A 14,413-nucleotide genomic window follows, 5' to 3' on the forward strand; every position below is an offset into this window, starting at 1 on the left:
CCTGGCGCGCATCTGATGTCGTCGTCGCCAACCCGACCAGGCGATGATGTCCTCAGGCGGGGCGCGTTCGCGTCATTGAGGCTCTCCCGGAATTTCGTCTCCCCAAGGATTGACATCGTCCGACAGCCTCCATAAACGCACCAAGCCGCGCCTCGTCCAATGCGCCGGCGGTGCGCACGCCGGTGCAGATGTCGAGGCCGAAGGGCTGGACCTGGACGATTGCCCGCCGCACGTTCTCGGGGTTCAGGCCGCCCGCCAGGAACACAGGGGCGTGGGATCTCTTGACGATCTCGGCGCTCAGCGACCAGTCATGGGTGCGGCCTGTTCCGCCGAGTTCCTTGACCCGCAGCGATGGGTTCCCGGAGTCGAGCAGGATGGCATCGACCTCGCGGCTGAGGGTCTGCGCCTCTTCGACCGACGCCGCGTCCTTGACGTGGACGACCTGGATCAGCGACACGCCGGGGAGCGCCCGGCGGATCGTCTGGTGCGCGCCGCGTGGCAGCCGGTCGCACAACTGCAGCGCATTGACGCCGCAACGCCTCTGCTGCGCGATGACCTCGGCGGGGTCGGTGCGGCTGGTGAGGAGGACGCTGGCGATCGGCGGCGGGATGCGTGCGGCGATCTCCGCCTCGGAGATGACGCCGGGCCCGCTGGGCATCTCCGAAACCAGCCCGAACGCCGAGGCGCCGCAGCGGATGGCCAGGGCGGCCTCTTCACTGGAGCCGATGCAGCAGACCTTGACGCGTTGCATGCGTGCCTCCCGTTGTCACCCATCGAGATCGCCGACAAGGCGGCGACAACAGTGTGATGAGTCGAGCCGCGGGGCTCAATCCATCACCGCCACCGCCTTGACCTGCGCATGGACCTGCTGGCCGGGGTGGAGGCGGAGGCGTTCCCAGGAATGGCGGGTGATGCGCGCGAGCAGGCGGCTCTCGGGGGTGGTGCCGACGGCGAGGCCGACGAGGACCTGGGACGCGCCGAGCGGGTGCATCTCGACGATGCGGGCGGGCAGGACGTTGAGGATGCTGGAGGTGCCGGGATCGTCGAGGGCGATGCTGACGTCGCGGGCGTGGATGCGCACGCGCACGGTCTCGTCCACCGCGCGGTCGAGCCGTTCGAGCATCAGCGAGGCGCCGGGGATGGCGACGCGGGTGAGGCCGTAGCACGGATCGTGGGCGCGCACCCGCCCGCTGAGCAGGGCGCTGGCGGTCTCCTCGCGCGCCAGCGGCAGGTCGAGACGGGTGAGCATCTGCGGCGCCGGGCCGGCGGCGCGCAGCCGCCCGGCCTCGATCAGCAGGATGTGGTCGGCCAGCCGCGCGACCTCGTCGGGGTCGTGGCTGACGTAGAGCACGGGGATCTGCAGGTGATCGTGGAGACGTTCGAGATAGGGCAGGATGTCGCGCTTGCTGGTGTGGTCGAGCGCGGCCAGTGGCTCGTCCATCAGCAACAGCCGGGGGCTGGTGAGCAGGGCGCGGGCGATCGCCACGCGCTGACGCTCGCCGCCGGAGAGCCCCGCCGGGTCGCGCCCGAGCAGCGGGGCGATGCCGAGCAGCTCGACCACCTCGTCGAGGTCGACGCGCCGCTCGCGCGCCGGGATGCGGCGGCGTCCGTAGTCGAGGTTGGCGCGCACCGAGCGGTGCGGGAACAGGCTCGGCTCCTGGAAGACGTAGCCGATCGGGCGGCGATGGGTGGGCAGGAAGCGCCCGCTGGCGTCGTCCTGCCAGCAGGCGTCGGCGAGCCGGCAGTGGCCGGCGGCGCGCTCCAGCCCGGCGACGCAGCGCAGCACCGTGGTCTTGCCGCAGCCGGAGCGCCCGAACAGAGCGCTGACGCCGCGCGCCGGGACGCGACAGGCGAGGTCGAGGCTGAAGTCGCCGCGATCGAGCCGGAAGGCGAGGTCGAGCACGTCAGCCATGACCGATCCGCCGCATGCGTTGGCCGAGCAGGTTCATCATCAGCACCACCAGGAAGGAGAACAGCACCATGCCGCCGGCGAGCCAGTGCGCCTGGGCCCACTCCAGCGACTCGACGTGGTCGTAGATCGCCACCGAGAGCACCTTGGTCTCGCCGGGGATGTTGCCGCCGATCATCAGGATCACCCCGAACTCGCCGACGGTGTGGGCGAAGGCGAGCACCGCGCCGGTGAGCAGGCCGGGCAGCGCCAGCGGCAGGGCGACGTCGAGAAAGCGCGCCAGCGGCGAGGCGCGCAGGGTGGCGGCGACCTCCAGCGGGCGCTGGCCGATCGCCTCGAAGGCGTTGTGCACCGGCTGCACCATGAAGGGCAGCGAGTAGAGCACCGAGCCGACCACCAGCCCGGCGAAGGTGAAGGGCAGGGTGCCGAGCCCGAGCCGTTCGGTGAGCGCGCCGATCGGGCCGTGCGGGCCGAGCAGCAGCAACAGATAGAAGCCGAGCACCGTCGGCGGCAGCACCAGCGGCAGCGCCACCAGGGTGGCGACGATCTGCTTGAGGCGCGAGCGCGTCTGCGACAGCCACCAGGCCAGCGGCGTGCCCACCACCAGCAGCACGGCGGTGGTGAGGGTGGCGAGCTTGAGGGTCAGCCAGACCGGGGTGAGATCGAGTGACACGGCGGTGCTCCGGGTGTGGGGCGGGGGCGGTGAGGCCCGGCGCGCGCCGGGCCTCGTCACGCTCAGTCGGTGGCGTAGCCGTAGCGGGTGATCACCGCGCGCGCCGCCTCATCCTGGAGGTAGTCGAGCAGCGCCTGGGCGGCGGGGTTGGACCCGGCGCCGTCGAGCAACACCGCGTCCTGACGGATCGGGCGGTAGTGCGACGGCTCCACCGTCCAGCGCGAGCCGCTGGGGTCGAGGGCGATCTGCGCCAGGGCGACGAAGCCGAGTTCGGCGTTGCCGGTGGCGACGAACTGGTAGGTCTGGGCGATGTTGTCGCCGCGCACCAGCTTGGGCGCGAGGGTCTCGGCCAGCCCCAACGACTCCAGCACCTCCATCGCCGCGGCGCCATAGGGCGCGGTCTTGGGGTTGGCGATCGCCAGGCGCTCGAACGCGCCCGATTCGAGCAGTGCCGCGCCGTCCGTGATCAGCGCGGGGTCGGCGCTCCACAGCGCCAGCTCGCCGATGGCGTAGGTGAAGGGCGCGCTGGCGCGGCCCTCCTCGACCAGCAGCGCCGGGCGGCGCTGGTCGGCGGCGAGGAAGACGTCGAAGGGCGCGCCGTTGACGATCTGGGTGTAGAGCTTGCCGGTCGAGCCGTAGCTGATCCGGGTGCTGTGCCCGGTGGCTTGCTCGAAGGCGGTGGCGATCTCCTTCATCGCCGCGGTGAAGTTGGCCGCGACCGCGACCCGGACCTCCTCGGCCTGGGCCAGGGTGGTGGCGCCGAGCAAGAGCGCGGCGGCGGTGAGTGAGCGCAATGGGGTCGACATCCTTCGATACTCCTTGTCGCTGACGGGGATGGGTGGCGTGGTGGGTCTCAGTCGCTGACCGCGAGGATGATGTGCGGGGCCTTGATCAGCGCGCAGGCGCGCTTGCCCTCGGCCAGTTCGAGCTGACGCGCGCTCTCGCCGGTGATCATCGCGGTGACCCGCGCGCCGCCGTCGAGCGCGAGCACCACCTCGGTGTTGACCACACCCTCGATCAGCCGCTCGACGGTGCCGCACAGACGGTTGCGCGCCGAGGTGCGCAGCCCGCCGTCCTCGGTGGTGATGAGCACGAAGGAGGCCTTGATCAGGGCGTAGGCCTCGCGCCCGGGCGCGAGGCCGAGCGCCTCGACGCTCTCGTTGGTGACGATCGCCACCAGCGGCGTGCCCTTGAGGTCGAGCACCACCTCGGCGTTGACCGCTCCGGAGCGGACCGCGGTGACCACGCCGTGCAGATGATTCCTTGCGCTGACCTTCATGTTGATGACTCCTAACAGACGATGGAAATGGTCGAAGTCGCGCACGCCCTCGCCGAGTCGTTCGAGAAAGCGCCGGTGCTCGCGCTCGGCGGTCTCGAACACCGTGATCAGCCGTCGCCCCTCGGCGGTGAGCCGGGTGCCGCCGCCGTGGCGGCCACCGGTGCGTCGTTGCACCAGGGGCGCGGCCGAGAGGTTGTTCATCGCGTCGACTGCGTCCCAGGCCTGCTTGTAGGAGATGCCCAGGGCACGCGCGGCCTGCGAGATCGAGCCGGTCTCGTCGATGCGACGCAGCAGCGCGATGCGCTCGTGTCCGGCGAAGCGCTGGGTGTCGAGATCGAGTTGGAGCGCGCCCGAGGTGTCGAGTCGGGTGGGGGCGTCTGCGGTTTGGGACATGATCGCGGCCTCTCCTTGCGCGGTGCCTGGGTTATATCGAGGGCGATATAACGACCAGCTCATTCAAGCACATCCAGTGCCAATGTTGATGCGCCACGGTTGCGTGGTGCGGATCACGGCTCAGGGGGTAGGAATGCACCGCGCCGGGGCGGCATTGGGTTGCGCTGCACCGGGATGATACACGCCGTGCACGCCGTGTGCGGCGAGGAAGTCGATCAGCGTGCCGACATGCTGCTCGATGTGCTCGACTGAATCATGCCCGGCCCCGGGCACCGTGAGTAGCCGCGCCCGCCCCCTGGGGACGCGAGCGAGGATGCGCCGGGCATCGTGCGGCGACACGCTGGTGTCGGCGGTGCCGTGGACCAGCAGCAAGGGACACTCGAGCCGTGTGGCAGTGTGCAGCGGGGCGATCTCGGCGAAGCGGTGACCGATGCGCCACTCGACGTGTCGGGTGGCCAGTCGCGCCAGCCAGCGCGGCAGGCGCAGCGCACGCAGATAGCCCTCGGTGATCTCGGCCGGGTCGGCGAAGGCGGCGATGCTGATCACCGCGTCGGGCAGCGGATTGTCGGCGGCGTAGTACAGGGTCGCGCCGGCCCCCACCGAGTGCCCGAGCAGGGCGAGGCGACGACAGCGCGCGGGATGGACGCGGCGCAGCCAGTCGACCGCCGCCTCCAGGTCCTCGGCAAAGCGCGGCAGCGAGGAGAAGGTGTCGCCATCGCTGCTGCCGTGGTTGCGTGCATCGAGCAGCAGCACGTTGAGCCCGGCGCGGTGGAAGGGCGCGGCCAGCGGTAGCATCAGCTCGGCATTGGCGCCCCAGCCGTGAAGGATGACCAGGGTCGCCTCGGCGCCGGGCGCGGGCAACAGCCAGGCGAACAGCCGGCGTCCACGCCGGGTGGGGATGGCGCAGACCTCGAAATCGAGCCCGAGCGTGGCCGGGGTCTGGCGCTCGCGCCGACGCGGCGCGCGGAAACCAAGCTGCACGCCGAGCGCGAGCAGGCCGAGCAGGGTCGCGGGCAATAGCAAGAGGGTGAGCAGGATCATCGTTGGAGCGGGTGAGGGCGGGGCGTCGCCGCGCCCCGCCGTGCGGCGCCCGGGCCGTCCCGGGCGCCTGTTGCCTCAGGGCAGGCTGATGCGGGTCATCACCCCGTCCTTCAGGCGCCAGTGCTTGATCCCGGCGGCGGTGTGGATCACCACCAGCACGAAGATCGCCAGGGCACCGAGACCGTGATAGCCGAACAGGGTCTGGGCCAGTGCCGGGTTCTCGGCCAGCGGCAGCTCGAGGCTGAGGCCGAAGAACTCCAGCGGATAGCCGGCGCTGACCACGGCGACGGCGGCACCGACGGTCACGGCGATCAAGGCGATGTAGAGCAGCACGTGCAGCGCGCCGCCGACGAACTGCTCGAGTTTGCTGATCGGCGGCTCATAGGCCGGTGCCGGCGAGCGACGGCGCAGCACCAGACGCAGTAGGGTCAGCAGCAGCACGGTGGCGCCGACACTCTTGTGGGTGGTGACCAGGGTGCCCGCGAAGTCCTCGCCGAGGAGGTTGGCGATGCCCTCGGAGCCGAGGGTCCAGAACAGGGTGCCGGAGCAGAGCAGGGCGAACACCAGCACGGCGATGAGCCAGTGCAGCAGGCGTTGGGTAAAGGTATAACGCGGTTGGGCCAAGGGTTGTTACCTCGCGATCGGGATGCTGGGTCTGTCGCCGCGGCGACAGGGTCGCGAGCGGGCCGGCGCTGCGGGGCGATCCGGGTGGCTCGGGGCGCGTTCCGGACAGGCCAGGAGCATGCGTCGGCAGCCGGTCATGACAGACGCGGCGCGCCGTTCACGGTTCCTCGAGTCAGCGATGCCGGCCGGCTCGGCGGCTAGTTATACCAACCCGGATCAGGCCCTGACCAGTGGCGTCGGTATCCATCCCTCACGCCCAGAAAAGGGCCGCCTTCGCAACGACCGATGTCCTTGCCGACGCCGGACGGCGCTGTTCGGGCCGGTCGGAGAAGACCGGCCGCGTGCCGGATCCTGAGGGGCAGCATCCGACAGGTATCTATATAAAGATGGGGCACGAGCCCTTTGTTATTGGCGAAGCGCTGGTGTTCCAGAGGCGTTCAGACCCCGCGCGCGAAGCGGACCTGGACGTCGCGCGGCGGCGCCAGGTGCGGCGCGCTGGTTACCAGCAGCCGCGCCCCGGCGCGCGCGTAGTCCTCGGCGTTGGCGGCGTTGACCCCGCCGGCGGCGGCGACCAGTGCCGTCGAGCCCGCGGCGGCGAGCGCGGCGACCGTCTCGGCGACCGCCGCGGGGCTGAACTTCTCCAGTTGGATGACATCGGCCGCGGCCCAGGCGAGCGCCTCGGCGACGTCCTCGACCTCGACCACCACCCGCTTCTCCGGGCAGTGACGGCGCAGTCGCGCGATCGCCGCGGCGGGGTCGTCCTCGTCGAGGAAGAGGCGGTGCTCGGCGAACACCAGCAGGGTCTCGGAGAGCCCGGTGCGATGCATCGCCGCGCCGGCGGCGCGCGCCGCCTTGACCGCCAGGCGGCGGGTGCCGGGGACGTTCTTGCGGGTGAGCGCGACCAGCGCCTCGGGGTGACCGCGGCGCGCCGCCTCCTGGATCTCGGCGGCGCGGCTGGCCACCCCCGAGCACCACTCGACCAGGGTCTGCGCGCTCTTCCACGCGCGGTGCAGGATGCCTGCCTCGGCGCTGGCCTCGAGCAGCAGGGTCTCGGGCGCGGCCTGCTGGCCGGAGGCGGCGTGGAGGGTGGCGCGCGCACCGCACAGCGTGAACATCCGCGCCGCCTCCTCGATCCCGCACACCACCATGGGGTCGCGGGCGAACAGGCGGATCTGGCCGGGGCGGGCGTCGATCGCCAGCGCCTCGGTGGTGAGGTCGCCGTAGGGCACGTCCTCGGCGAGCAGCTGCTGTAGGCGGTGGTCGTCGAGCGCCAGGGGTTGGGGTCGGATCATGGTCTATACCTCGTGGATTGGATGGTTTTGGCGGTCCCCGCCGGGAGCGCGATGGCGCAGCCCGGGGGGACGTCGAGCAGGGTGCGCTCGCCGCGCGCCGGACAGGGCAGGGCGCGCGGCAGGTGGATGCGCAGTGCCGTGCGGTCGGGCAGGCGACAGCTCAGCGCGCGATAGGGGCCCATGTCGATCACCCGCGCGATCTCGACGGCGAGCCCGGCGCGGGCGCCGGGGCGCGGGCCGTCGGGCAGCAGCGCGACCACGCGGTCTGCGCGCCGGGGCGCGCGCGCCAGCTCGACCCGGCCCCAGGGGCCGCAGGCCGCGCGCCCCTCCCAGCGCGTCACCGCCAGGGTGTTGGGCCAGCCGAGCACCCGCGCGACCTCGGCATCGCCCGGTGCGGCGAACAGCGCCTCGGCCTCGTCGAGCCGGCGTAGCCGCCCGTCGATCATCACCCCGATCCGGTCGGCGCACTGGCGCGCGTCCTCCAGGTCGTGGCTGACCAGCAGGGCGCAGGTGGCGGTCTCGGCGACCAGCTCCTGCACCAGCAGCCGCAGCGACTGGCGCAGACTGGCGTCGAGCGCCGAGAAGGGCTCGTCGAGCAGCAGCAGCGCCGGGGCTGGGGCGAGCGCGCGCGCCAGGGCGACGCGCTGGCGCTGGCCGCCGGAGAGCTGCCCGGGGCGGCGTTGCGCCAGCCCGCCGAGTCCGACCCGCTCGATCCAGTGCGTCACCCGCGCGGCACGATCGGGCGCGCGCGCGAGCCCGTAGCCGATGTTCTCGGCGACGCTGAGGTGGGGGAACAGGGCGTGGTCCTGGAACATGAAGCCGAGGTCGCGCCGGCGCGGCGCCAGGTCGATGCCGGCGGCGCGCGCGTACCACAGCCGCTGGCGGTGACGGATGTGCCCGGCGCGCGGGCGCTCGAGCCCGGCGAGCAGCCGCAGCAGGGTGCTCTTGCCGCCGCCCGAGGGGCCGAGCAGCGCGGTGATCCCGGCGCCGGGCAGCGCCAGGCGCAGGCGCAGGTCGAAGCCGGGGCGACGGAAGGCGAGATGGGCGGAGAGTTCGGTCATCACAGTCGTCCGAGTCGGCGCAGGAGCAGGAACAACACCAGCGAGATCCCCCCGAGCAGCAGCGACAGCCGGGTGGCGCAGGTGAAGTCGCCGTCGAGCACATGGTTGTAGATCGCCAGCGACAGCGTCTCGGTCGAGCCAATGAGGTTGCCGCCGAGCATCAGGGTGATGCCGACCTCGCCGAAGGCGCGCCCGGCGCCGAGCGTCAGCCCCGCCGCGAGGCTCGGGCGCACCGCCGGGATCACCACCCGCCACAGCGTCTCCAAGCGCCCCTTGCCGAGGGTGTAGGAGGCCTCGACCAGCACCCGCGCGCTGCCCTCGATCGCCGACTGCACCGGCTTGACCACCAGCGGCAGCCCGGCGATGAAGGCGGCGAGCACCAGCGCCGGGAAGGAGAACACCAGCTCCCAGCCGAGGCGCGCGTGGAGCGGTGCGCCGAGCACGCCGTGGCGCCCGAACAGCATCAGCAGGAAGAAGCCGATGGCGATCGGCGGGAACACCAGCGGCAGCGACACCAGCGCATCGAGCAGCCAGCGCAGCGGGAACGACAGGCTGAGCAGATAGCCCAGCCCGACCCCGGCGACGAGCAACAGCGCCAGGGTCACCGCCACCACCCGCAGGCTCAGCAGCAGGGCGTCGGGCGAGCAGGCGAGCAGCGCGGACATCGATGATCCCCCGATCCCGTCAGTCGACGAACTGGAGCTGCAGCGCGAGCCGGTCGTCGAGCGCGGCGAGCAGCCGGTTGGCGTCGGCCCGCGCATCGAGCCCCGGGGCCTCGGCCTCGCGCCACTGATAGTTGGCCATCACCTGCCAGTGACGGTCGATGCGGTAGCGCAATCCCAGCGTCCAGGTGGTGAAGCGACGATGGTCGGCGGCCGACTCGGTGCCGCGGTCATAACGGTCGTAGCGCAGATCGAGCCAGGTGCGCGGGGCCAGCCGCCAGCCGCCCTCGAGATACCAACCCGCCGCCTCGCCCTCGGGCAGCAGGTTGCGCCCGGCGATGCGGGTGGCGGCGTTGTTCCAACTGCCGGGCACCGCGCCGCCGTCGCTGCCGGCGAGGATCATGCCGCGCCCGACGAGGGACTCGCCGCTCAGCCGCCAGCGCGCCGCCTGGTGGATGACCCCGGCGCCGGCGCGGGTGCGCAGGTGGCCGCCGAGGTCGGCGCCGTCGAGTGTGCGCCGTCCCTGCTGCCACCAGCCGAACAGCTTGGTGCCCTGGCGCGCGGCGCCGCGCCCGCCCTCGACGTGCTCGCTCGACCAGTAGAGATAGAGATCCTTGTGGCCGTCGTTGTCGAGACGCGCGACGCCGTTGCCGTTGCCGAGCATCAGCGCGTAGCTGTGCGCCCAGGGCCCGCCGCCGGGGAGCACGCCGAAGAGCTGTGCGCCGATGTCGTGATAGAGCGAGCGCGGGCCGCGCGGCGCGTTGGCATCGAGCGGGTCGCTGCCGTCGTGGTCGAGGAAGGTCTCGTTGAGCAACTGATCGACCGCGGTCGAGACGGCGAAGTAGGGCTGGCGCGGGGCCGGGCGCAGCGCCTCCTCGCTGCCCGGCGGCTTGAACTGGCCGAGACGCAGGCGCAGCGCCGGGTCGACGCGATAGCTGAGGCTGGCGTCGATCAGCTGCAGTTCGTCGCCCTCGCGGGTCGCGCCGTTGTCGCCGGCCTCCACCGCGACCAGATAGTCGAGCGGCGCGCCGCCCGGCACCCGCCCGCGCACGCCGAGGCGCAACCGGCGCAACTGCCAGCGCTCGGCGGCGCGCTTGTCCGGCCCCAGGCGGTTGGCCGCCATCCCCTGGCCGGCCCAGCCGCCGACCGGGATCGGGGTGTCCTCGCCCCGTTGATAGGCGAGCTGGGCGAAGCCCCAGGGACGCAGCGCGCGCGTCCCCTGCTCGGGTTCGCTGCCCTGGATGAGCAGCCAGTTGGCCCCCTGGGCGAGCCCGGGGGCGAGCAGCGCGGCGCCCAGCGCGAGCGCGCGCACCCTGGTCGAATCGGTCATGGCGAAGATCCTCGGGGCGAGGCGCGCGCCCCTGTGGTGACTGAGCCTCACAGCCCGTACTCGGCGAGCAGGTCGCGGGCGGCGGGGGTGGTGACGAAGTCGAGGAAGCGCTCTGCCGCCGCCCCGGGGGCGCGGCGCGTGGGCACGCCGATGACGATCTCGAGCGGCGCGTAGTGGCTCGGCTCGATGGTCTCGACCACCAGCCGCTCGGGGTCGAGCGCGCGCGCCTCGGTGGCGTTGATGAAGCCGGCCTCGACGCTGCCGGCGCGCAGGTGCGCGGCGACCTGGGGGACGGTGGCGAGCACGGTGAGGCGCTCGGCGAGCGCCTCGCGCAGCCCGTCGTGTGCGAGTGACTGGAGCGCGGCGCGGCCATAGATCGCCCGCGCCGGATCGGGCAGGGCGATGCGGCGAAAGGCCGGGTCGGTGAGCGGCCGATCGGCCAGCTCGGCGGTGCGCACCAGCACCAGCCGGCCGCGCCCGAAGGGCTGGGTGCGGGCGAACAGCCCGCTCTCGGCGAGAAAGCGCCGCTCGCCGACGACCAGCGCCACGCGCGCGCTGGCGCGGGTCTGGGCGAGCACCTGGCGCATGTTGCCGAAGGCGGCCTCGAGGCCGATGCCGCTGTCGCGCTCGAAGGCCTGGTAGAGCGCGAGCAACGGGCGCTTGTAGCCGGCCCCGGCGGCGATCAGCAGACCGTCGTCGTCGGTGGCCGCGTGCGCCGGCAGGGCGCAGCAGAGCATCAGCAGGGCGATGAGCAGGGGCATGATGGGGTCTCCTTGTCCACGGGGTCAGCGTTGCATCGTCAGGGTGAGCGAGAGGGTGCGCGGCGCACCCGGGTAGTAGCCGATGGTGCCGGGCTGGGCGTCGTCGCGCCCGGCGTCGATGACGGCGACATAGCGGGTGTCGAAGAGGTTGTCGACGGCCAGCGAGAGAGTTATGGCGCGGTGGCGGTAGCCGAGGCCGAGATCGAACAGGGTGTGGGCATCGACCGGCTCGGTATTGGCCGCGTCGCCGTAGCGTCGTCCGACGTGACGGATCACCGGGGTCAGGGTCCAGGGACCGTGGCGGTACTCCAGGGCGAGGCTGGCGAGCCACTCGGGGGCGTCCGGGACCTGGTTGCCCCGGGTGGCGAGCAGGCTGTCGGCGGCGGTGCGGATGTCGGTGTCGAGACGGCTGCGGTTCCACGACAGGCTGGCCACCAGGTCCCAGTGCGCGTCGGCGCGCCAACGCGCCTCGAGCTCGGCGCCCTGGGTGTGGGCGCGTACCCCACCCTGGAGATAGCTGAGATCGAGCGCCGGGTCGTAGGCCATCACCTGCTTGTCGCGCAGCCGGCCCCAGTAGAGCGTCGGCGTCAGGGTGAGGTTGCCGTGGCGCCAGCTCAGCCCGGCCTCGATGGTCTCGGCGCGCTCGAAGCGCAGCCGCTGCCACAGCGACTGGAGGTCGATCCCGGCGGCCTCGAACCGCTCGCGCGCGTTCATGTAACCGCTGTAGAGCGGGCCGAGCCAGGGGTTGCCGATGGTGCGTCCGAGGGCGAGCCGGGCCTCCAGCCCCGGGGTGAGTTCACGGCTCAGATTGAGGCTCGGCAGCCAGGCCGCGAGGGTGACGGGCGCGGTGCCGAGCGCGGGGTCGACCGGCGGGTCGAGGTCGAGCGCCGCGCCGTGGTCGAGATCGGGCAGGGCGCTGGCGTCGTAACCGGTGATCGCCGGCAGGCGCAGGCGTAGATAGCGCGTCCCCAGGGTGTAGCGCCAGCCGCGCCGCTCGCCCTCGATCATGGCAAAGGGGCTCTCGTAGGCGCGCTCGCCCTGCTCGGCGAGGATGCCCCAGCGCGAGAAGCGCAGCGCGCCGGCGTCATCGACGGTGTAGAGGCGTTGGCTCAGCGGCGGCGGCATCGAGCTGAGGCGCTGGCTCCAGTGACCGAGGGTGAGGGTGGCGTCGTCGAGTTCGAGCTGCAGCTCGGCGACGGCGCCATACTGGCGCTGGTCGACCTCGACGCGAACGATACTGGTGCGCTTGCCGGTGAGCCGCTCGCCCCGGGTCTCCAGCCAGTAGGGGCGCAGTTGCAGCCGGGCGCGTGGCCCGAGCTGCCAGCTCAGGGTGGCGAGCAGGTTGTCCTCGGTGTAGTGCTGGGTGTTGTAGGCGTAGTAGTCGGCGTCCTCGCGCGCCGAGCCGGTGAGCGTGGCGTGGTAGCCGAGCGTGCCGTAGCGCTCGAGGTCCTGGCTCTCGGCATGAGTCAGTGGGCGATAGGCGTCGCTGTGGAAGCGGTTGTGGGCGCCGTAGAGGCTGAGCGACAGGTCGGCGCCGAGCGGTTGCGCCCAGCCGAGGTTGAGGGTGTCGCGGCTCTGCCCGCCGGGGCCGCGCCACTGCGCGCCGGCGGCGCTGGAGGCGGAGAGGAACAGCCGGCTCGCGGCGGCGCCGATGGCGCCGCTGTCGAGCCGCGCGAACAGTCGGTGGAAGTCGTGATCGGCGCGCGCCACCCGCGCCATCACCCCCGGCTGTTGGCGCGGTGCGCGCAGCCCCAGCGCCAGGCTGCCGGCGAGGTTGCCGACCCCGAGGCCGACCCCGGCCGGTTGTGGGCCGCGCCACAGGGTGAGTCGTTCGAGGTTCTCCAGGTCGTAGAGGTTGCCGACGCCGCCGCGCCCGGCGCTGGTCGAGGAGGGGGAGCCCTCGATCGTCACCGCCAGCCCGGTGGCGGTGGAGGCGGCGATGGCGCGCAGCCGCAGCGTCTGTTGCTCGGTGCTGAGCGCGTTGGGGTCGGCCTCGGCGCGGTTGACCGAGGGGGTGAGGTCGAGCGCGCGGTAGGGGTTGACCTGGGCGGCGCCGCCGCGCGCCTCCAGGGTGGCGCCGTCGAGTTCGGTGGTGGCGTAGTCGCCCGCACCCGGCGCGATCCGGGACGCGCTGACCTCGATCGCGGGCAGCATCAGTGGGGGCTCGGCGCCGGCGGCGAGCGGCCAGCACAACGGGGCGAGGCAGCATCCGAGGGTGCGCATCCTTGGGGGCTCGTCCATGGTGATCGCGCCTCAGTGTCGCGCCGTCGGGTTGGGGTGGATCCAGGGGCCGTCGCGGTTGGCCGCGCGCAGCGCCGCCTGGCCCGCGGCGCCGAGCAGGTAGTCGGCGAGCCGGTGGGCGTGTGCGCGCCGCGCGGCATCGGCGGGGTGGGTCGGGCCGGGGAGGACGAGGACGAAGTGCCGGCGCATCTGCGGGTCGTCGTCGAGCAGCACGGCGAGTCCGGGGTGGGGGAGACGGCCGAAGGCCACCGGGATCTCGCCGGCGATCACATAGGCGCCGCGCGCGCCGGCGTCGATCAGCGCGGCGTGGCGCGTCTCGGCGCCGCTCGGGAGTTGCTGGCGCGCCCCGGGGCGCAGCCCGCCGGCACGCCACAGCCGCGCGGCGACGAGATAGCTGCCGGGGTCGCGGTAGCCGATCATCGGCGCGTCGGCGCGGGCGATGCGGCGCAGCGCCTCGATGCCGTCGGACGCCTCGCCCACCCCCGCCGGGTCGGCCTCGGGGCCGAGGATGACGTAGCGGTTGTGCGCCCAGGTGGTGAGCGGCGCGGCCAGCCCGCGCGCGACCAGGTCGAAGGTTGCCTCACCGCCGTGGATCAGCAGCAGGTCGGCCTCGCCGCTGGCAAAGCGCGGCACCACCTGGTCCTTGGGCGCGGCGGCGACGGTGTCGATCGCCAGCCCGGTGGCCTGCTCGGCCTCTTCGGCCAGCGCCGGCCACACCCCGCACATCACCAGCCCGCCGACCACGGCGACCGGCACCGTTGGGGCGGGCGCGGCGCTTGGCGGGACAGGGATGAGCATTCCGAGCAATAGGCCGAGCCTGAGTGAGCGTGAGCGCATCGGCATCTCCTGGAGATTGATGGGGGCGGATGGAGCGTCTCGATGAGGCGATCCCAGGGGTGTCCCCGGTTCCTCTCGGGGCGGTTGCGGTCGAGTGCTCGCGCACTCGCGCGTCGTGCCGCCAGTCGAGGGGGCAGAGGACGGCTGTGGCAACGGGTGGAGCCATGACGGGTGCAGACCAACGACTCGACCGATTCGCTGGTGTCGCTGGGGCGCCATCCCTGATGCGGTGCTGGCGTGGTCGATTTCCGGGGCTGGGGTGGGCATCCGTGCTCCTTGACTGGTGGTGGGGCGCGGGGTTGCGCTATGT

Annotated in this window: 14 protein-coding genes; all 14 read right to left on the reverse strand. The window is 72.6% G+C overall.

Annotated elements, in window-relative coordinates; translation table 11 throughout:
* Positions 1-52: 52 nt before the first annotated feature.
* The 14 genes from HF203_RS11000 to HF203_RS11065 all read right to left on the reverse strand — a co-directional run bounded on the left by HF203_RS11000 (position 53) and on the right by HF203_RS11065 (position 14,103).
* Positions 53-751: a phosphoribosylanthranilate isomerase gene (locus tag HF203_RS11000; protein ID WP_168669612.1), complete on the reverse strand. Its 699-nt coding sequence runs from the start codon at positions 749-751 to the stop codon at positions 53-55.
* Positions 752-826: 75 nt separating this feature from the next.
* Complete coding sequence (modC, locus tag HF203_RS11005) at positions 827-1,912, reverse strand: molybdenum ABC transporter ATP-binding protein (RefSeq protein ID WP_168669613.1); 1,086 nt, start codon at positions 1,910-1,912, stop codon at positions 827-829.
* On the reverse strand, positions 1,905-2,582 hold the full coding sequence (modB, locus tag HF203_RS11010) for a molybdate ABC transporter permease subunit (RefSeq protein WP_168669615.1): 678 nt from the start codon (positions 2,580-2,582) through the stop codon (positions 1,905-1,907). The genes modC and modB overlap by 8 nt, the downstream gene beginning before the upstream one ends.
* Positions 2,583-2,644: 62 nt before the next feature.
* Positions 2,645-3,388: a molybdate ABC transporter substrate-binding protein gene (gene modA / locus HF203_RS11015; protein WP_210424739.1), complete on the reverse strand. Its 744-nt coding sequence runs from the start codon at positions 3,386-3,388 to the stop codon at positions 2,645-2,647.
* 47 nt (positions 3,389-3,435) lie between these two features.
* Positions 3,436-4,254 carry a TOBE domain-containing protein gene (locus tag HF203_RS11020; RefSeq protein ID WP_168669617.1) on the reverse strand — a complete coding sequence of 273 codons (819 nt, stop codon included), beginning with the start codon at positions 4,252-4,254 and terminating at the stop codon, positions 3,436-3,438.
* A 120-nt stretch (positions 4,255-4,374) separates the two neighbouring features.
* Complete coding sequence (locus HF203_RS11025; protein WP_168669619.1) at positions 4,375-5,295, reverse strand: alpha/beta hydrolase; 921 nt, start codon at positions 5,293-5,295, stop codon at positions 4,375-4,377.
* A 75-nt stretch (positions 5,296-5,370) separates the two neighbouring features.
* Entirely contained in the window at positions 5,371-5,919 is a 549-nt protein-coding gene (locus HF203_RS11030) for a cytochrome b (protein WP_168669621.1), read from the reverse strand.
* A 437-nt stretch (positions 5,920-6,356) separates the two neighbouring features.
* Positions 6,357-7,211 (reverse strand): ModD protein, encoded by an 855-nt coding sequence (gene modD, locus HF203_RS11035; RefSeq protein WP_168669623.1) that lies wholly within the window; start codon positions 7,209-7,211, stop codon positions 6,357-6,359.
* Complete coding sequence (locus tag HF203_RS11040; protein ID WP_168669625.1) at positions 7,208-8,272, reverse strand: ABC transporter ATP-binding protein; 1,065 nt, start codon at positions 8,270-8,272, stop codon at positions 7,208-7,210. Before HF203_RS11040 ends, modD begins: the two co-directional genes overlap by 4 nt.
* On the reverse strand, positions 8,272-8,937 hold the full coding sequence (locus HF203_RS11045) for a molybdate ABC transporter permease subunit (RefSeq protein ID WP_062276287.1): 666 nt from the start codon (positions 8,935-8,937) through the stop codon (positions 8,272-8,274). Before HF203_RS11045 ends, HF203_RS11040 begins: the two co-directional genes overlap by 1 nt.
* A gap of 19 nt (positions 8,938-8,956) precedes the next feature.
* Positions 8,957-10,264: a porin gene (locus HF203_RS11050; RefSeq protein ID WP_168669627.1), complete on the reverse strand. Its 1,308-nt coding sequence runs from the start codon at positions 10,262-10,264 to the stop codon at positions 8,957-8,959.
* Positions 10,265-10,311: 47 nt separating this feature from the next.
* Positions 10,312-11,025, reverse strand: coding sequence for a molybdate ABC transporter substrate-binding protein (gene modA, locus HF203_RS11055; RefSeq protein WP_168669629.1), 714 nt, complete (start codon positions 11,023-11,025; stop codon positions 10,312-10,314).
* 24 nt (positions 11,026-11,049) lie between these two features.
* Positions 11,050-13,248 carry a TonB-dependent receptor gene (locus tag HF203_RS11060; protein ID WP_168669631.1) on the reverse strand — a complete coding sequence of 733 codons (2,199 nt, stop codon included), beginning with the start codon at positions 13,246-13,248 and terminating at the stop codon, positions 11,050-11,052.
* A gap of 30 nt (positions 13,249-13,278) precedes the next feature.
* Positions 13,279-14,103, reverse strand: a complete 825-nt coding sequence (locus HF203_RS11065) for a substrate-binding domain-containing protein (RefSeq protein WP_210424740.1) — start codon at positions 14,101-14,103, stop codon at positions 13,279-13,281.
* Positions 14,104-14,413 lie beyond the last annotated feature (310 nt).

The sequence above is a fragment of the Marichromatium bheemlicum genome (assembly GCF_012276755.1).
Lineage (GTDB): Bacteria > Pseudomonadota > Gammaproteobacteria > Chromatiales > Chromatiaceae > Marichromatium > Marichromatium bheemlicum.